Here is an 18405-nt window from a genome sequence, read left to right on the forward strand (position 1 = left end):
CCCACCCCGCCAGTGTGGTGACATCCCCACACAGTTCGGCATCCAACGCCCGCCGGTGCTGCACCGACAAACAGGCCGATTCCCGCACGATCAGGGTGGCTCGCCACTCCGACAGTGCCCCACTCTCCAGCGCGGCCAGGGTGTGCGGCATCTCGTTCACCAACGCCTTGGCGAATCCCAGGTGCCGGTTGCCCAGCACCGGGGCGTCGTGGCGGGCCAACGCCACCTCCGACGCCAACCCCTTGCCACGCTTGGCCGCCGGCACACCACGAGCCTGCTCGGCGGCACGCCGTTTGGCCGCCCACAACGCGGTCGCGCGCGCCTGGGCGGCCGCGGCCTGAGATTTCAGCCGCTCGAACCGCTCCACCGCAGCCCGCAACTCGGCCTGCGACGCCCCCACATCAACATCGAACAAACTTTCGAACATAAACCCGACGCTACACCGCGCCCCCGACAAAAAGCGGCTACAGGTCCAACGCCTGGTAGGTACTGCGGACGAACTTCGGCTGTGCGCTCTGCAACTTCGCCAGTGACGTGTTCCCGGCGACCGCCGCGGCCGCATCCGCGGTCAGGTTCGGCATGTTCTGGATGAGGTAGATCAGGATCACATCCGCGGACGGGTCGGCCTGCCACCACGTGCCGTAGGCGCCGGGCCACGAGAACGTGCCGACGCCCCCGGGCCCGAACAACTGCCGAGACTTGGCGGGATCGGTCACCACCGACAGGTTCAACCCGAACCCGCGCCCGATCCAGAACGGCGCGCCCAGGAAGTCGTGCCGTTTCTGTTCGTCGGTCAACCGGTCGGCGCGCATCGACATCGCCGATTCCTCGGACAGCACCCGAACCCCGTCGAGTTCGCCACCGGCCAGCAGCATCTGTGCGAATCGTAGATAGTCGTCCACGGTCGACCACAGTCCGGCGCCGCCGGTGCAGAACGGGGGATCCACGATCGGGGCCGGACCCATCACGTCGTGGCGCAGCGTGTTGTCCGCGTCCAACTGGTACATGGTGGCCGCGCGGCGACGGCCGGTGGGGCCGACATGAAAGCCGGTGTCGGACATGCCGAGTGGGCCCAGAACCCGCTCGGACAACACCTCGCTCAACGGCTTGCCCTCGATCCGCGACAGCGCGATGCCCAGCACATCGGTGGCGTGGCTGTAGGTCAGGCGCTCGCCGGGCTGGTGCACCAGCGGAAGGGCCGACAGCTCGGCCAGCCACCGGTCCTGGTCCTGCCGGGTCGGCAACTTGCGGTAGGCGTCCGACAGCGGGCCGAGCACCGAGAACATGTACGCCAGCCCACTGCGGTGGGTCATCAGATCCTCGATGGTGATGTGGCGCTGGGCCGGCACGGTGCGATCCAGCCCGCCACGGGGATCGACGAGGACCCGCATGTCGGCGAGTTCGGGCAGCCACGTGGCGATCCGATCGCTGAGCCGGAGCTTGCCCTCGTCGATCAGCGACATCGCCGCGGCCACCGTCACCGGTTTGGTCATCGACGCGATGCGAAAGATCGTGTCCCGCTGCATCGGTAGCCGCGCCTCGACGTCGCGGTAGCCCAGCTCGTTGACCTGCCGCACCTCGCCGGCCTGCCAGACCAGCGTGACGGCCCCCGCCAGCAGTCCGGCGTCGATCGCCTCGGCGATGGATGCCTTGTTGCGGTCCAGATTCATCCGGCCGAGGCTACCTGCAGTGGCCAGAACCTGATCGGTCGGAGTGAAACGGGATGCGCAGGCACTCCTTGACACCTGCTAAGCTCGCCGCAGTTTCCGACATCCTTTAACGATCCGTCCCGTGAGGCGGAGAAGGAGGTCCGGCTCACTCGTGGGCGCACCCGACCAGACCGGTCCCGACCGGGAGCTGATGTCCGCAGCGGACGTCAGCCGCACGATTGCCCGTATCGCCCACCAGATCATCGAGAAGACCGCGCTCGACGGCCCGGACGGCCCGCGCGTCATCCTGCTCGGCATCCCGACCCGCGGCGTGACGCTGGCCACCCGCCTCGCGCGCAACATCGCCGAGTTCAGCGGTGTCGAGGTCGCCCACGGTGCGCTCGACATCACGCTCTACCGCGACGACCTGATGACCAAGCCGCCGCGCGCACTGGCGGCCACCTCGATCCCCGAGGGCGGCATCGACGGGGCGCTCGTCGTGCTCGTCGACGACGTCCTCTACTCCGGCCGGTCCGTGCGCTCGGCGCTCGACGCGCTGCGAGACCTCGGAAGACCCAAGTCCGTGCAGCTGGCGGTGCTCGTCGACCGTGGTCACCGCGAGCTGCCGATCCGCGCCGACTACGTCGGTAAGAACGTCCCGACGTCGCGGGCCGAGAACGTCAAGGTCCGTCTCACCGAAGACGACGGACACGACGGCGTCCGCATCGCACCGTATGGAGGGCCTGCCCGGTGAAGCACCTGTTGACCGCGGCCGATCTCAGCCGCGAAGATGCCACCGCGATCCTCGACAACGCCGACCGGTTCCGCGAGGCGTTGGTGGGCCGCGAGGTCAAGAAGCTGCCCACGCTTCGCGGTCGCACCATCATCACGATGTTCTACGAGAACTCCACCCGCACCCGGGTGTCGTTCGAGGTGGCAGGCAAGTGGATGAGTGCCGACGTGATCAACGTCAGCTCGTCGGGATCCTCTGTGGCCAAAGGGGAATCGCTGCGCGACACCGCGCTGACCCTGCGCGCCGCAGGTGCCGACGCGCTGATCATCCGTCACCCCGCATCGGGTGCGGCCCAGCAGTTGGCGGCATGGACGCTCGACGAGCACGGCGGTCCGTCGATCATCAATGCCGGGGACGGCACCCACGAACACCCCACCCAGGCGCTCCTGGACGCGCTGACCATCCGGCAGCGGCTGGGCTCCGTCGAGGGCAAGCGCGTCGTCATCGTGGGCGACGTACTGCACAGCCGCGTCGCCCGCTCCAATGTGGCGCTGCTGCACACGCTCGGCGCGGAAGTCGTGCTCGTCGCCCCGCCGACTCTGCTGCCGGTGGGTGTCGCGGACTGGCCGGTGACCGTGTCCCAGGACATCGACGCGGAGCTGCCGCTCGCTGACGCGGTGCTGATGCTGCGGGTGCAGGCCGAACGCATGAACGGCGGCTTCTTCCCGTCCTCGCGGGAGTACTCGGTGCGCTACGGGTTGTCCGAGAAGCGTCAGTCACGGCTCGCCGAGCACGCCGTGGTGCTGCACCCGGGACCGATGTTGCGCGGGATGGAGATCGCGTACTCGGTGGCGGATTCGTCGCAATCGGCGGTGCTGCAACAGGTTTCCAACGGTGTTCACGTCCGGATGGCGGTGCTGTTCCACCTGCTCGTCGGATCCGAGCAGGAGGCGATCAGCGCATGACATCATCCAGCCCAGAGTCGCTGCGCTCCTGCCCGCCGATCGTGTTGAAGTCGGTCCGTCTCTACGGTGAGGGCGACCCGGTCGACGTGCTGGTGCGCGACGGACAGATCGCCGAGATCGGCGAGCGGCTCACCGCGCCGACAGACGCCGACAGCATCGACTGCGAAGGCAAGATCCTGCTGCCCGGCTTCGTCGACCTGCACACCCACCTTCGCGAGCCCGGCCGAGAATATGCCGAGGACATCGAAACCGGCTCGGCGGCAGCGGCTCTCGGCGGCTACACCGCCGTTTTCGCGATGGCCAACACCGACCCGGTCGCCGATTCGGCGGTGGTCACCGACCATGTGTGGCACCGCGGTCAGCAGGTCGGTCTGGTCGACGTGCATCCCGTCGGTGCGGTGACCGTCGGCCTGGATGGCAAGCAGCTCACCGAGATGGGCCTGATGGCCGCCGGTGCCGGACAGGTCCGGATGTTCTCCGACGACGGCGTGTGCGTGGACGACCCGCTGGTCATGCGCCGCGCGCTGGAGTACGCCTCCGGCCTGGGTGTGCTGATCGCCCAGCACGCCGAGGAGCCGCGCCTGACCGTCGGTGCGGTCGCCCACGAGGGCCCCAACGCCGCCCGACTGGGACTGGCCGGCTGGCCGAGGGCGGCCGAGGAGTCGATCGTCGCCCGTGACGCACTGCTGGCCCGCGATGCCGGGGCTCGCGTGCACATCTGCCACGCCTCGACGGCAGGCACCGTCGAGTTACTCAAATGGGCTAAAAGCCAAGGTATCTCGATCACCGCCGAGGTCACCCCGCACCATCTGCTGCTCGACGACTCGCGGCTGGACACCTATGACGGTGTCAACCGGGTGAACCCCCCGCTGCGTGAGGTCAGCGACGCGGTCGCGCTGCGGCGGGCCCTCGCCGACGGTGTGATCGACTGCGTGGCCACTGATCACGCACCGCACGGCGCGCACGAGAAGTGCTGTGAATTCGCCAACGCCCGGCCCGGCATGCTGGGGTTGCAGACCGCGTTGTCGGTGGTCGTCGAAACCCTGGTCAACCCCGGCCTGCTGACCTGGCGCGACGTGGCGCGGGTGATGAGCGAGGCGCCCGCGCGGATCGTCGGGCTGCCGGACCAGGGCAGGCCGCTGGAGGTCGGGGAGCCGGCTAACCTCACCGTCGTCGACCCCGCGGCACGGTGGACGGTGAAGGGTCCGGAGCTGGCCAGCCGGTCGGACAACACACCGTATGAGGACATGGAACTGCCCGCCGTGGTCACCGCGACGTTGCTGCGGGGCAAGGTCACCGCGCGTGACGGGAAGGTCGGCGCGTGAACACCCCGACGCTGGTCGCCTCCCTGGTGATGGCCGCTATCCTGGCGGTGCTGATCGCAGTGCTGATCCAGGCGATGATGCGCGGTTGGCGCCGGCGGGTGGAACGTCAGGCCAAGATCATCGGAGCCCTGCCGCCGCTGCCCGACACCGTCGGCCCTGCGCTCGTCCCCGCCACCAAAGGTCTCTACGTCGGCAGCACGCTGGTGCCGCACTGGAACGACCGGGTCGCCGCCGGCGACCTCGGCTTCCGCGCCAAGGCCGTCCTCACCCGCTACCCCGAAGGAATCATGTTGCAGCGCACCGGCGCCGGGCCGATCTGGATACCCGACGACGCCATCGCCGAAATCCGCACCGAGAAGAATCTCGCCGGCAAGGCCCTCACCCATGAGGGCATCCTGGCGATCCGCTGGCGGCTGCCGTCGGGCACTGAGATCGACACCGGATTCCGCGCCGACGACCGCCGTGACTACGTGAGATGGCTCCCCGAGGAGGCCGCATGACCACACAGAAAGCCCTACTGGTCCTGGAGGACGGCCGTATCTTCACCGGCACGACCTTCGGCGCGGTCGGGGAGACATTGGGTGAGGCCGTGTTCTCGACCGCGATGTCGGGTTATCAGGAGACCCTGACCGATCCCAGCTACCACCGCCAGATCGTCGTCGCGACCGCACCCCAGATCGGCAACACCGGCTGGAACCTCGATGACAGCGAGAGCCGCGGGGACAAGATCTGGGTGGCCGGCTACGCGGTCCGCGACCCGTCGCCGCGGGCATCGAACTGGCGCGCCACCGGGACGCTCGACGACGAACTGCAGCGCCAGAGCATCGTCGGAATCGCCGGCATCGACACCCGCGCGGTGGTGCGTCATCTGCGCAGCCGCGGCTCGATGAAGGCCGGGGTGTTCAGCGGCGCGGCGGCCGACGCGCCGGTCGACGAACTGGTGGCCCGGGTCCGCGGGCAGAAGCCGATGCTCGGCGCCGATCTGGCCGGCGAGGTCAGCACGGACGCCGGCTATGTGGTGGAACCCGAAGGGCCGCAACGGTTCACGGTCGCCGCGCTGGATCTGGGCATCAAGACCAACACCCCGCGCAACTTCGCCCGCCGCGGAGTTCGCAGTGTGGTGCTGCCGTCCTCGGCGACCTTCGCGCAGATCGCCGACCTCAGGCCGGACGGAGTGTTCCTGTCCAACGGGCCGGGTGACCCGGCGACCGCCGACCACATCGTGGCGGTCACCCGCGAGGTGCTCGGCGCCGGGATCCCGCTGTTCGGCATCTGCTTCGGCAACCAGATCCTGGGCCGGGCGCTGGGCCTGTCCACCTACAAGATGGTGTTCGGCCACCGGGGCATCAACATCCCGGTGATCGACCACGCCACCGGCCGTGTCGCGATCACCGCCCAGAACCACGGCTTCGCGCTGGAAGGTGAAGCCGGACAGACGTTCGACACGCCCTTCGGCGACGCCGAAGTCAGCCACACCTGCGCCAATGACGGTGTGGTGGAAGGGGTGCGGTTGAAGAGTGGGCGTGCCTTCTCGGTGCAATACCACCCGGAGGCGGCCGCAGGCCCGCATGACGCCGAGTACCTGTTCGACCAGTTCATCGACTTGATGGCGGGGGAGAACAAGTGACAGGGACAGCACTGTCGTCGGGCGCGAGTGTGCGCTTTTGTATGAAATCTCGCGGCGTGTCGCGTGCAGACACGCACGCTCGCGCAGAGGGAGACACGCACGCTCGCGCAGAGGGAGAGAAGTAACAGATGCCACGTCGTCCAGACCTCAACCACGTGCTGGTGATCGGGTCCGGCCCGATCCTGATCGGTCAGGCCGCCGAGTTCGATTACTCCGGCACGCAGGCGTGCCGGGTGCTGCGGGCCGAGGGCCTGCAGGTCACGCTGATCAACTCCAACCCGGCCACGATCATGACCGATCCCGAGTACGCCGACCACACCTACGTGGAGCCGATCACCGCGGAGTTCGTCGAGAAGGTCATCGCCCAGCAGGCCGAACGCGGCAACAAGATCGACGCACTGCTGGCCACCCTCGGCGGCCAGACCGCGCTCAACACCGCGGTGAAGCTGTCCGAGAACGGCGCCCTGGAAAGGTACGGGGTCGAGCTGATCGGCGCCGACTTCGAAGCCATCCAGCGCGGCGAGGACCGGCAGAAGTTCAAGGACATCGTCACCAAGGTCGGCGGCGAGTCCGCCCGCAGCCGAGTCTGTTTCACGATGGACGAGGTGCGTGACACCGTCGCGGACCTCGGCCTGCCCGTGGTGGTGCGACCCAGCTTCACGATGGGCGGACTCGGCTCGGGCATGGCGTACTCGGCCGAGGATGTCGAGCGGATGGCCGGCGACGGTCTGGCGGCATCCCCGTCGGCGAACGTGCTCATCGAGGAGTCCATCTACGGATGGAAGGAGTACGAGCTCGAGCTGATGCGCGACGGTCACGACAACGTCGTGGTGGTGTGCTCGATCGAGAACTTCGACCCGATGGGTGTGCACACCGGAGACTCGGTCACCGTCGCGCCGGCGATGACCCTGACCGACCGCGAATACCAGACGATGCGCACGCTCGGCATCGAGATCCTGCGCGAAGTCGGGGTGGACACCGGCGGCTGCAACATCCAGTTCGCGGTGAACCCGAAGGACGGCCGGCTCATCGTCATCGAGATGAACCCGCGTGTGTCGCGGTCCTCGGCGCTGGCGTCGAAGGCCACCGGCTTCCCGATCGCCAAGATCGCCGCGAAACTGGCGATCGGCTACACCCTCGACGAGATCGTCAACGACATCACCAAGGAGACGCCGGCCTGCTTCGAGCCGACGCTGGACTACGTGGTGGTCAAGGCCCCGCGGTTCGCGTTCGAGAAGTTCCCCGGCGCCGACGGCACGCTGACCACCACGATGAAGTCGGTGGGCGAGGCGATGTCGTTGGGCCGCAACTTCATCGAGGCGCTCGGCAAGGTGATGCGGTCGCTGGAGACCGGCCGGGCGGGCTTCTGGACCGGGCCCGATCCCGAGGGCAGCGTCGACGAGGTGCTGACGCGCCTGCACACCGCCACCGACGGACGGCTCTACGACATCGAGTACGCGCTGCGTCTCGGGGCGACCGTCGAACAGGTCGCCGTGGCCTCCGGTGTGGACCCGTGGTTCGTCGAACAGATCGGCAGACTGGTGGCACTGCGCGCCGAGCTGATCGACGCACCGGTGCTGGGAGAGGAACTGCTGCGCCGCAGCAAGCACAACGGGCTCTCGGACCGCCAGATCGCCGCGCTGCGTCCGGAACTGGCAGGGGAGATGGGGGTGCGCGTGCTGCGGCAACGGCTCGGCATCCATCCGGTCTTCAAGACGGTGGACACCTGCGCCGCCGAGTTCGAGGCCAGGACGCCGTACCACTACAGCAGCTACGAGCTGGATCCGTCCGCCGAGACCGAGGTCGCGCCCCAGGCCGAACGACCCAAGGTGCTCATCCTGGGCTCGGGTCCCAACCGCATCGGTCAGGGCATCGAGTTCGACTACAGCTGCGTGCACGCCGCGACCACGCTGACCGAGGCGGGCTTCGAGACCGTCATGATCAACTGCAACCCGGAGACGGTGTCCACCGACTACGACACCGCCGACCGGCTGTACTTCGAACCGTTGACGTTCGAGGACGTGCTGGAGATCTACTACGCCGAGCAGGCCTCCGGGGAGGGCGGTCCCGGCGTGGTCGGGGTGATCGTGCAGCTCGGCGGGCAGACCCCGCTCGGGCTCGCCGAGCGGCTGGAGAAGGCGGGCGTGCCGATCGTGGGCACCCTGCCCGAGGCCATCGACCTGGCCGAGGACCGTGGCGAGTTCGGTGAGGTGCTGCGCCGGGCTGGGCTGCCCGCGCCGCGGTTCGGCGTGGCCACCAGCTTCGACCAGGCCCGTCGGATCGCCGCCGAGATCGGCTACCCGGTGCTGGTGCGGCCGTCCTACGTGCTCGGCGGCCGCGGCATGGAGATCGTCTACGACGAGGAGACCCTTGAGGGCTACATCACCAGGGCCACCGAGCTCTCGCCGGAACACCCGGTTCTGGTGGACCGGTTCCTCGAAGACGCGATCGAGATCGACGTGGACGCGCTCTGCGACGGCACCGAGGTGTACATCGGCGGCGTGATGGAGCACATCGAGGAGGCCGGTATCCACTCCGGGGACTCGGCGTGTGCGTTGCCGCCGGTGACGTTGGGGCGCAGCGACATCGAGGCCGTGCGGCGCGCCACCGAGGCGATCGCGTTCGGCATCGGCGTCGTCGGCCTGCTCAACGTGCAGTACGCGCTCAAGGACGATGTCCTCTACGTGCTGGAGGCCAACCCGAGGGCGAGCCGCACCGTGCCCTTTGTCTCCAAGGCCACCGCGGTCCCGCTGGCCAAGGCGTGCGCGCGGATCATGCTCGGCGCCACCATCGCCCAGCTCAGGGAGGAAGGCGTGCTGGCGTCCACCGGGGACGGGGCCGTGACCGCGCGCAACGCCCCGGTGGCGGTGAAGGAGGCCGTGCTGCCCTTCCACCGGTTCCGCAAGGCCGACGGATCCCAGATCGATTCGCTGCTCGGGCCGGAGATGAAGTCCACCGGCGAGGTGATGGGCATCGCCGCCGACTTCGGCAGCGCGTTCGCCAAGAGCCAAACCGCCGCCTACGGCTCGCTGCCGGCCCAGGGCACGGTGTTCGTGTCTGTGGCCAACCGGGACAAACGCTCGCTGGTGTTCCCGGTCAAGCGCCTCGCCGACCTGGGCTTCCGGGTGCTGGCCACCGAGGGCACCGCAGAGATGTTGCGCCGCAACGGAATTCCGTGCGAGGAGGTGCGCAAGCACTTCCAGGAGTTCAGCGAAGGGCTTCCGCAGATGTCTGCCGTCGACGCCATCAAGGCCGGGCACGTCGACATGGTGATCAACACCCCGTACGGCAATTCCGGGCCGCGCATCGACGGATACGAGATCCGTTCGGCCGCGGTGTCGATGAACATCCCCTGTGTGACGACGGTGCAGGGCGCGTCGGCGGCCGTCCAGGGCATCGAGGCCGGTATCCGCGGCGACATCGGGGTCAGGTCGCTGCAGGAACTCCACAGCGCGCTGGGGTCCTGAGCGTGAGCGGGTTCGGTGACCGCCTCGCAGGCGCGACGGCGCGACGCGGCCCGCTGTGCCTGGGCATCGACCCGCATCCCGAGTTGCTGCGCGCCTGGGGGCTGGGCACCGACGCCGCGGGCCTGGCCGGGTTCAGCGACATCTGTGTGGCCGCGTTCGCGGGCTTCGCGGTGGTCAAGCCGCAGGTGGCGTTCTTCGAGGCGTACGGATCGGCGGGCTACGCGGTGCTGGAACGCACGATCGCGGCTCTGCGCGAGTCGGGCGTGCTGGTGCTCGCCGATGCCAAGCGCGGCGACATCGGCTCCACCATGGCCGCCTACGCGTCCGCCTGGGCCGGCGACTCGCCGCTGGCCGCCGACGCGGTGACGGCCTCGCCGTATCTGGGGTTCGGCTCGCTGCAGCCGCTGCTGGACACCGCGCGCGAGCACGACCGTGGCGTTTTCGTGCTGGCCGCGACGTCCAACCCCGAGGGTGCCTCGGTGCAGTGCGCCGTCGCGCCGGGTGCGATACCGGGACGCACCGTCGCCCAAGCGATCGTGGACGCCGCCGCCGAGGTCAACGCGGGCGCAGCGCGCGGCTCTGTCGGCGTGGTCGTCGGTGCGACACTGAGCGCGCCGCCCGATGTCAGCGCCCTCAACGGCCCGGTACTGGTGCCGGGGGTCGGGGCCCAGGGCGGCCGCCCCGAGGCCCTGGCGGGCCTGGGAGGGGCGCGGCGCGGCCAGTTGTTGCCCGCTGTCTCCCGGGAGGTGCTGCGGGCGGGTCCCGACGTCGCAGCCCTGCGTGCGGCCGCCGAGCGGATGCGCGACGCCGTCGCCTACCTGGGCGAGAATCCCTGACCCGTCGAGGTCGAGCACTGCACCGCGACACGCCCGACGCGCGATGACCAGCGAAAATTCTCAGATTTTCGCGTCGCGGCGACCGCCGTCCCGGCTGCCGGCGGCTCCGACCACCGCCGGCAAACCCGCCGAGTGCACCGATACCCCTGTTATGCAGGCTGTTTAGTTGATCTACGGGCTGCGGAGGGTACGTCGCTGCGGTGCTCCCGCGACCCGCGCGGGTGCGCGGGGCCGCCCTACACGCTGGGCTTTTGACGCGACAAGCCGGGGGTGGGGTTAGCTTTCGTCAGCCTGCGTGGGTACGGTCGTCCACGCTGGCTGGTTCTGGTTCCGCCACTACCGGCCGAGACAAATCAGTTGATGGTGAGAGACGGAGGAACCCGTGGCCCTTCCCCAGTTGACCGACGAACAGCGCGCGGCAGCGTTGGAGAAGGCTGCTGCCGCACGTCGAGCACGAGCTGAGCTCAAAGACCGGCTCAAGCGCGGCGGCACCAACCTCAAGCAGGTGCTGAAGGACGCCGAGACCGACGAGGTCTTGGGCAAGATGAAGGTTTCCGCGCTGCTGGAGGCGTTGCCGAAGGTGGGCAAGGTCAAGGCGCAGGAGATCATGACCGAGCTCGAAATCGCCCCGACGCGCCGGCTGCGCGGCCTGGGCGATCGTCAGCGCAAGGCTCTGCTGGAAAAGTTCGACTTCTCGTAAAGGGAGGTCAGTGAACGAAGGCGGAGGGCCGGACAGCGCTACCGGGGCCGCGGTCCTGGTGCTGTCCGGCCCGTCTGCCGTCGGGAAGTCCACCGTTGTCCGGTGCCTGCGCGAGCGTGTCGAGGACCTGTTCTTCAGCGTGTCGGTGACCACGCGCGCGCCGCGTCCCGGAGAAGTCGACGGCGTGGACTACTTCTTCGTGACGGCAGAGCAGTTTCAGCAGCTCATCGACGAAGGCGCCCTCCTCGAATGGGCAGAGATCCACGGCGGTCTGCACCGTTCGGGGACCCCGGCGGCGCCTGTGCGGGCGGCGGCCGCGGCCGGCCACCCCGTTCTGATCGAGGTCGACCTCGCCGGCGCGCGGGCGGTCAAGAAGGCGATGCCCGAGGCCACCACGGTTTTTCTGGCCCCGCCCAGCTGGGAGGTGCTGGAGAGCCGGCTCGTGGGCCGCGGCACCGAGACGCCCGACGTGATCGCGCGCCGGTTGCAGACCGCGAGGGACGAGCTGGCGGCCCAGGGAGACTTCGACGAGGTCGTCGTCAACGGTCAATTGGAGTCTGCCTGCGCGGAATTGGTATCCTTGCTGGTGGCCCACACGCCGGTACAGCACGATCAGTCCTGATCGCCGCCGCACTAATCCACAAAACTGCTTTTCAGACCTGCCAGGAGAACTTCTACGTGAGCACCCCGCACGCCGACACGCGGCTGGCCGCCGTGGACATCGACCCGTCCGCCGCCAGCGCCTACGACACGCCGTTGGGCATCACCAACCCGCCCATCGACGAGTTGCTGGACCGCGCGTCGAGCAAGTATGCGCTGGTGATCTACGCCGCCAAGCGGGCTCGCCAGATCAACGACTACTACAACCAGCTCGGTGACGGCATCCTCGAGTACGTCGGACCGCTCGTCGAGCCCGGCCTGCAGGAAAAGCCGCTGTCGATCGCGATGCGCGAGATCCACGGCGACCTTCTCGAACACACCGAGGGCGAGTAGCCGAGGCGGCCGCTGACGTGGAGCGCAAGCGGATCATCGTCGGCGTCGCCGGTGGCATCGCCGCCTACAAGGCGGCCACGGTCGTCCGTCAGCTCACCGAGGCCGGTCACTCCGTCCGCGTCGTCCCGACCGAATCCGCGCTGAAGTTCGTCGGCGCAGCGACGTTCGAGGCGCTCTCCGGGAACCCGGTTCACACCGGGGTATTCGCCGAGGTCCACGAGGTGCCGCACGTCCGGATCGGCCAGGCCGCCGATCTGGTAGTGGTGGCCCCGGCGACCGCGGACCTGCTGGCCCGCGCCACCATCGGCCGCGCCGACGACCTGCTCACCGCCACCCTTCTGACCGCGCGGTGCCCGGTGCTCTACGCACCGGCGATGCACACCGAGATGTGGCTGCACCCGGCGACCTGCGACAACGTGGCCACACTGCGGCGGCGCGGGTCGATCGTGATGGAGCCCGCGTCCGGACGGCTCACGGGCGCCGACACCGGTCCCGGCCGGCTGCCCGAGGCCGAAGAGATCACCACGCTGGCGCAACTGCTCCTCGCGCGCAACGACGCGCTGCCCTACGACCTGGCCGGGGTCAAGGTGCTGGTGACCGCGGGTGGTACCCGCGAACCGATCGACCCCGTGCGCTTCATCGGCAACCGCAGCTCCGGCAAGCAGGGCTATGCGATGGCCCGGGTGATGGCCCAGCGCGGCGCGGACGTGACGCTGATCGCGGGAAACACCTCCGGTCTGATCGACCCGGCGGGCGTGCACGTGACCCACGTGGGTTCGGCCGCCCAGTTGCGTGACGCGGTGTCCAAACACGCGCCCGACGCGAATGTCCTGGTGATGGCGGCGGCAGTGGCCGATTTCCGGCCCGCTCATCCAGCTGTCAACAAGATCAAGAAGGGTCCCGCGGGCGAGGGCGAGCCCACCATCGAACTGGTCCGTAACGACGATGTGCTGGCCGGCGCGGTCCGTGCCCGGGCCGACGGGCAGCTGCCGAACATGCAGGCCATCGTCGGTTTCGCCGCCGAGACGGGCGACGCGAACGGCGACGTGCTGTTCCACGCGCGCGCCAAACTCAGGCGCAAGGGATGCGATCTGCTGGTCGTCAACGCGGTCGGCGAGAACCGCGCCTTCGAGGTCGACCACAACGACGGCTGGCTGCTCTCGGCCGACGGAACGGAGTCGGCACTGGAGCACGGATCGAAGACCGTGATCGCGAGCCGTATTGTGGACGCGATCGCGGCCTTCCTTCGCACGTGCGCGTAAGGGTTGCGCGCAGCGGGGGGACACGCTTGGGTGCTTGGGGGCGCCCGCACCGGTGTGGCCGTTCGCGGTATAAGTTGACTGACTAACTATCTCAGGTTCGCTTGAGTGGAAGGAATCGGACGTGAGTGATGCTCGGCTGTTTACCAGTGAGTCGGTGACCGAGGGGCACCCCGACAAGATCTGTGACGCCATCAGCGACTCGGTACTCGACGCGCTGCTCGCCGACGATCCGAAGTCCCGCGTCGCGGTGGAGACGCTGGTGACGACGGGACAGGTGCACGTCGTCGGCGAGGTGACGACGACGGCCAAGGCTGCGTTCGCCGACATCACCAACACCGTCCGCGAGCGGATCCTGGAGATCGGCTACGACCATTCCGACAAGGGCTTCGACGGCCTCACCTGCGGGGTGAACATCGGCATCGGCAAGCAGTCGCCCGACATCGCGCAGGGTGTCGACACCGCGCACGAGACCCGCGTCGAGGGGGCGGCCGACCCGCTGGACTCGCAGGGTGCGGGCGATCAGGGGCTGATGTTCGGCTATGCGATCGCCGACACCCCCGAGCTGATGCCGCTGCCGATCGCGCTGGCGCACCGGTTGTCGCGCAAGCTGACCGAGGTGCGCAAGAACGGCACCCTGGACTATCTGCGCCCGGACGGCAAGACGCAGGTCACCGTGCAGTACGACGGCACCACGCCGGTGCGGCTGGACACCGTGGTGCTCTCCACGCAGCACGCGGACGGTATCGACCTGGAGAGCCAGCTGGCCCCGGAGATCAAGCAGCACGTCATCGACGCGGTGCTCACCGAGCTCGGGCATGACACGCTGGACACCTCCGCGCCGCGGATCCTGGTCAATCCGACCGGCAAGTTCGTGTTGGGCGGGCCGATGGGCGACGCCGGTCTCACCGGCCGCAAGATCATCGTCGACACCTACGGCGGCTGGGCCCGTCACGGCGGCGGCGCCTTCTCCGGCAAGGATCCGTCCAAGGTGGACCGCTCGGCCGCGTACGCGATGCGCTGGGTGGCCAAGAACGTCGTCGCCGCCGGCCTGGCCCAGCGCGTCGAGGTCCAGGTCGCCTACGCGATCGGCAAGGCTGCGCCCGTCGGGCTGTTCGTCGAGACGTTCGGTTCGGAGACCGTGGATCCGGTCAAGATCCAGAAGGCCATCGGCGAGGTGTTCGACCTGCGCCCCGGCGCGATCGTCCGCGACCTGGATCTGCTCCGTCCGATCTACGCGCCGACGGCGGCGTACGGCCACTTCGGCCGCACCGACATCGAACTGCCGTGGGAGCAGCTCGACAAGGTCGACGACCTCAAGGCCGCCGTCTAGCAGCTGAATTCGTAGTCGTCGATCGGGAAGCGGCGGCTGCGCCAGTACGCCTCCGGTGTGCTGGCCGGCCGCAGCGGCACGTCGCCGTGCTGGTCGAAGTAGTAACTGTTGGAGAGTTGGCAGCTGTCCTGCCAGAAGATCTGGCGGTGCCGCTTGCGCATCATCTCGGCGAAATAGCGGTCGTTGGCCTCCCGGCGCACCTCGACGCGGGTGGCGCGCCGCCGCCGTGCCGCATCGAGGCAGCGCACGATGTGGCGGGTCTGCGCCTCGATCAGCGCGAAGTACGACGAGCCGACGTAGCCGTACGGCCCGAACACGGTGAAGAAGTTCGGGAAGCCCGGAACGCTGACGCCCTCGTAGGCCTGTAACCGGTTGTCGTCCCAGAACCGGGCCAGTGAGCGTCCGCCGGGGCCGGTCACCGGGAACGTGGCCACCGAGTCGTCACCGTCGTGTGCCGCAAACACTTTGAAGCCGGTGGCCAGGATCAGCACGTCCACCTCGTGCAGGCTGCCGTCGGTGGTCGACACACCCGATCCGGTGATCTTGTCGATGGGCTCGGTCACCAGGTCGACGTTGTCGCGATTGAACGTCGACAGGTAGGTGTTGTGAAAGCCGGGGCGTTTGCAGCCGACGGCGTAGCGCGGTGTGAGCTTGTCCCGCAGCACCGGGTCGTCGACCTGCTTACGCAGATATGCCCTGCCCACCGCGCCCATCCGCTTGGCCATCGGGTTGACCGTGAAGTACTGGGCCGCCAGCGGGAACGTCAACTCCACGAAAGCCTGACTGATCAGACGCTGCAGCGACTTGCCGAACGGCAATCGCATCATCGTCTGCGCGGTCTTGGACAGCGGGACGTCGAACTTCGGGAAACACCAGATCGGCGTGCGCTGGAAGACCGTGAGCCGTTCGACGATCGGCGCGATCTCCGGGATCACCTGCACTGCGGAGGCGCCGGTGCCGATGATCGCGACGCGCTTGCCGCGCAGGTCCTGGGTGTGGTCCCAGCGAGCGGTGTGCATGGTCACACCGGCGAAGGAGTCCACGCCCGCGATGTCGGGCAGCTTCGGCACGGTCAGCACGCCGCCGGCGTTGACCAGAAACCGCGCGCTCAGGGTGGCCGGCCCGTCCGCGGTGTCCAGCGCGAGTCGCCAAATGCCTTGAGCCTCATCGAAATCGGCGCTGCGCACCGTCGTCGCAAATCGGATCCTGGGTCGCAGTCCGTACTTGTCGACGCAGTGCTCGGCGTAGGTCTTGAGCTCGTGTCCGTGCGCGTAGGTGCGTGACCAGGCGCTGCTCTGCTCGAACGAGAACTGATAGGAGAACGACGGGATGTCCACCGCGATACCGGGATAGGTGTTCCAGTACCACGTGCCGCCGGGCTCGTCACCGGCTTCGACGACGACGTAGTCGGACATGCCGACGCGGTCCAGCCCGATGGCGGCACCGATCCCGGAGAAGCCGGCGCCCACGATAACGGTTTCAACTTCATGCATCGTCAGGAAACCTCCCCGACGACGATAACGCCGCAGCGGCCGGCGTCCACCGGCTTCGGCGGTTCTACGCCAGCGCGGCGCGCAGCGCGGCCAGCCCGCGCTCGGTGGCCTCGGTGGCGGCCGGCACGATGCCCGCATAGCCGAGGTAGCCGTGCACCAGCGACTCCGCGTGGTGCAGCTCAACCGGCACCCCGGCCGCGGTGAGCAGCTCCCCGTAACGCAGACCGTCGTCACGCAGCGGATCGTGACCGGCGACCGCGATGTAGGCCGGCGGCAGTCCGGCGAGGTTCCCCCGTGCAGGCACCAGCGTGACGGGTGGCTCCGACAGGTCGGTCTCGCCGATGTACCACCGGGTGAATCCCTTGCACGCCGCGAGGTCCAGGATCGGAGCCTGCGCGTTCTCGACGAACGACGGCAGCGAGGTGTCGAAGGTCGTCGACGGATACCACAGCAGCTGGAACCGCAACGGGATACCGGCGTCGCGGGCGGACTGGGCGACCACGGCGGCGAGGTTGCCGCCCGCGGAGTCACCGGCCACCGCCAGCCTGTCCGGGTCGGCGCCGAGTTCGGCGGCGTTCTCCGCCACCCACCGGGTGGCGGCCCAGACGTCGTCGACGGCGGCCGGATACGGATGCTCGGGCGCGAGCCGGTAGTCGACCGACACCACGACAGCGCCCGCACCTGCGGCGTGCAGACGTGCCGTCCCGTCGTAGCTGTCGAGGTCGCCGACCGTCCACCCGCCACCGTGGATGAACACCACGGTGGGCGGTGCCGCTTCGTCTGACGGCGGACGGTAGACGCGCACCGGGACCGGACCCGCGGGCCCTTCGATGCTGAGGTCCTGCGCGGCGACCTCGGGGAGGATCGCGTTGCGGGGCAACTCCTTGAACCGCTGCCGGGCCGGCTCGGGTCCACCCTCGGTGGTCAACTTGAACGGAACGGCTTCAAGCACCTTCTGCAGGACGGCGTCGAGTGTGGCGGGGTTGACAGTCATGCTGGCAGGGTAGCGCCCCACGGTTCGGGCACTTCCTCGACAATGGCAACCATCGTCACACCACCGACAACCGTCGACGAAACGAGGATTCGCAGTGAGATTGACGCGACGCCGGGCCGCAGAGGACATCGGCGGCACCCGCCCTGTCACTTTGGCCCCGTTGACGGTGCTCGAACTCAGTCCGCCGGAACTGGTCGCGTGCGCGGCCGAGGCCGGCTACGACGGCGTCGGGCTCCGGCTGATCCGGGCGACCGACGAAGAACCGGTGCGCCCCACCATCGGGCAGACGCCGGTGATTCGGGAGACGCGCCGAAGACTGGACGACACCGGGCTTTTCGTGCTCGACGTCGAGGTCCTGCGGTTGCGGCCCGACACCGATGTCCGCCGCGACTTCGGCGGTGTGCTCGAAACCGCCGCCTATCTCGGGGCGACTCAGGCGCTGGTGACCGGCAATGATCGGGAGCATTCCCGGCTGGCCGACAACCTCGCCGAACTTGCCGATATCGCAGCGGAATTCGGAATCCGGCCCAACCTTGAACCGATGCCGTGGACCGAGGTGCGTAACCTCGCCGAGGCGACGGCCATCTTGCAGCGATGTCAGGACGGAGCTGGGGTTCTGGTCGACGCCCTGCACTATGACCGTGAACTGGCAACGCCGGATGACCTGCACGCGTTGCCCTCGGAGTGGATCTCCTACGTGCAGATCTGCGACGGTCTCTCGCCGCGTCCCACAGCCGTCGACGAACTTCGATACCAAGGCCGCAACGCGCGACTGTTCCCGGGCGAAGGCGGCATCGACCTGACGGGCATGTTGCGGGTCCTGCCGGATGTGCCGGTGAGCATCGAGGCGCCGGTCCAGTGGCCTGCGCCGGCAGGGGTCCGTGCCCGCGCGGCGCTGCGCGCGGCACGGGCGGTGGTCGGTCGCGCCGACGCTTCCCGCCTGCCGTTGTCGGCGTGAACCGGACCCGGCGCGGCGCAGCTGCGCTGTCGTGAGGACGGCCCGTTCTGGGGACGTTCCGCTGTTTCGGCGC

At 68.7% G+C, this 18405-nt stretch carries 16 protein-coding genes and 1 pseudogene; 13 read left to right on the forward strand and 4 right to left on the reverse strand.

The window, feature by feature from the left end; translation table 11 throughout:
• Both BN976_RS28165 and BN976_RS28170 read right to left on the reverse strand, forming a co-directional pair.
• Positions 1–427, reverse strand: a pseudogene (locus BN976_RS28165) (HNH endonuclease); the annotation flags it as partial.
• 37 nt (positions 428–464) lie between these two features.
• Positions 465–1670 (reverse strand): serine hydrolase domain-containing protein, encoded by a 1206-nt coding sequence (locus BN976_RS28170; RefSeq protein WP_011779874.1) that lies wholly within the window; start codon positions 1668–1670, stop codon positions 465–467.
• 151 nt (positions 1671–1821) lie between these two features.
• Between BN976_RS28170 and pyrR the strand changes: the two genes are divergently transcribed.
• The 12 genes from pyrR to metK all read left to right on the forward strand — a co-directional run bounded on the left by pyrR (position 1822) and on the right by metK (position 14887).
• The gene (gene pyrR / locus BN976_RS28175) at positions 1822–2403 is read left to right on the forward strand and encodes a bifunctional pyr operon transcriptional regulator/uracil phosphoribosyltransferase PyrR (RefSeq protein ID WP_011779875.1); all 582 of its coding nucleotides are present in this window, start codon (positions 1822–1824) and stop codon (positions 2401–2403) included.
• Positions 2400–3347 (forward strand): aspartate carbamoyltransferase catalytic subunit, encoded by a 948-nt coding sequence (locus tag BN976_RS28180; RefSeq protein ID WP_011779876.1) that lies wholly within the window; start codon positions 2400–2402, stop codon positions 3345–3347. The genes pyrR and BN976_RS28180 overlap by 4 nt, the downstream gene beginning before the upstream one ends.
• Positions 3344–4672 (forward strand): dihydroorotase, encoded by a 1329-nt coding sequence (locus tag BN976_RS28185; RefSeq protein ID WP_011779877.1) that lies wholly within the window; start codon positions 3344–3346, stop codon positions 4670–4672. Before BN976_RS28180 ends, BN976_RS28185 begins: the two co-directional genes overlap by 4 nt.
• Entirely contained in the window at positions 4669–5172 is a 504-nt protein-coding gene (locus tag BN976_RS28190; protein ID WP_011779878.1) for a PH-like domain-containing protein, read from the forward strand. The genes BN976_RS28185 and BN976_RS28190 overlap by 4 nt, the downstream gene beginning before the upstream one ends.
• Positions 5169–6299, forward strand: coding sequence for a glutamine-hydrolyzing carbamoyl-phosphate synthase small subunit (gene carA / locus BN976_RS28195; protein WP_036376151.1), 1131 nt, complete (start codon positions 5169–5171; stop codon positions 6297–6299). The genes BN976_RS28190 and carA overlap by 4 nt, the downstream gene beginning before the upstream one ends.
• A 128-nt stretch (positions 6300–6427) precedes the next feature.
• Positions 6428–9766 carry a carbamoyl-phosphate synthase large subunit gene (carB, locus tag BN976_RS28200; protein ID WP_036376153.1) on the forward strand — a complete coding sequence of 1113 codons (3339 nt, stop codon included), beginning with the start codon at positions 6428–6430 and terminating at the stop codon, positions 9764–9766.
• Positions 9767–9768: 2 nt separating this feature from the next.
• Positions 9769–10602, forward strand: a complete 834-nt coding sequence (gene pyrF / locus BN976_RS28205) for an orotidine-5'-phosphate decarboxylase (protein ID WP_011779881.1) — start codon at positions 9769–9771, stop codon at positions 10600–10602.
• Between the two features lie 382 nt (positions 10603–10984).
• Positions 10985–11302 (forward strand): integration host factor, actinobacterial type, encoded by a 318-nt coding sequence (gene mihF / locus BN976_RS28210; protein WP_003932123.1) that lies wholly within the window; start codon positions 10985–10987, stop codon positions 11300–11302.
• A gap of 10 nt (positions 11303–11312) precedes the next feature.
• Positions 11313–11924, forward strand: coding sequence for a guanylate kinase (gene gmk / locus BN976_RS28215; RefSeq protein WP_011779882.1), 612 nt, complete (start codon positions 11313–11315; stop codon positions 11922–11924).
• A 56-nt stretch (positions 11925–11980) separates the two neighbouring features.
• The gene (gene rpoZ / locus BN976_RS28220) at positions 11981–12295 is read left to right on the forward strand and encodes a DNA-directed RNA polymerase subunit omega (RefSeq protein WP_011779883.1); all 315 of its coding nucleotides are present in this window, start codon (positions 11981–11983) and stop codon (positions 12293–12295) included.
• 17 nt (positions 12296–12312) lie between these two features.
• Positions 12313–13557, forward strand: a complete 1245-nt coding sequence (gene coaBC, locus BN976_RS28225; protein ID WP_011779884.1) for a bifunctional phosphopantothenoylcysteine decarboxylase/phosphopantothenate--cysteine ligase CoaBC — start codon at positions 12313–12315, stop codon at positions 13555–13557.
• A gap of 121 nt (positions 13558–13678) precedes the next feature.
• Entirely contained in the window at positions 13679–14887 is a 1209-nt protein-coding gene (gene metK, locus BN976_RS28230) for a methionine adenosyltransferase (protein ID WP_011779885.1), read from the forward strand.
• Here the strand turns inward: metK and BN976_RS28235 are convergent.
• Positions 14884–16380 (reverse strand): flavin-containing monooxygenase, encoded by a 1497-nt coding sequence (locus BN976_RS28235; protein WP_036376156.1) that lies wholly within the window; start codon positions 16378–16380, stop codon positions 14884–14886. The genes metK and BN976_RS28235 overlap by 4 nt on opposite strands.
• 64 nt (positions 16381–16444) lie before the next feature.
• On the reverse strand, positions 16445–17374 hold the full coding sequence (locus BN976_RS28240) for an alpha/beta hydrolase (protein ID WP_036376158.1): 930 nt from the start codon (positions 17372–17374) through the stop codon (positions 16445–16447).
• 94 nt (positions 17375–17468) lie between these two features.
• Here BN976_RS28240 and BN976_RS28245 point away from each other — a divergent pair, with 94 nt between their 5' ends.
• Complete coding sequence (locus BN976_RS28245; protein ID WP_051558588.1) at positions 17469–18332, forward strand: sugar phosphate isomerase/epimerase family protein; 864 nt, start codon at positions 17469–17471, stop codon at positions 18330–18332.
• The last annotated feature ends 73 nt before the right edge of the window (positions 18333–18405 follow it).

The organism is Mycolicibacterium austroafricanum, assembly GCF_000612725.1.
Lineage (GTDB): Bacteria > Actinomycetota > Actinomycetes > Mycobacteriales > Mycobacteriaceae > Mycobacterium > Mycobacterium austroafricanum.

Bases quoted from the DNA above. Each gene is read 5' to 3' on its own strand.
- BN976_RS28170 (WP_011779874.1), bottom strand. From the start codon at position 1,670: ATGAATCTGGACCGCAACAAGGCATCCATCGCCGAGGCGATCGACGCC.
- BN976_RS28185 (WP_011779877.1), top strand. From the start codon at position 3,344: ATGACATCATCCAGCCCAGAGTCGCTGCGCTCCTGCCCGCCGATCGTG.
- carA (WP_036376151.1), top strand. From the start codon at position 5,169: ATGACCACACAGAAAGCCCTACTGGTCCTGGAGGACGGCCGTATCTTC.
- carB (WP_036376153.1), top strand. From the start codon at position 6,428: ATGCCACGTCGTCCAGACCTCAACCACGTGCTGGTGATCGGGTCCGGC.
- BN976_RS28235 (WP_036376156.1), bottom strand. From the start codon at position 16,380: ATGCATGAAGTTGAAACCGTTATCGTGGGCGCCGGCTTCTCCGGGATC.
- BN976_RS28240 (WP_036376158.1), bottom strand. From the start codon at position 17,374: ATGACTGTCAACCCCGCCACACTCGACGCCGTCCTGCAGAAGGTGCTT.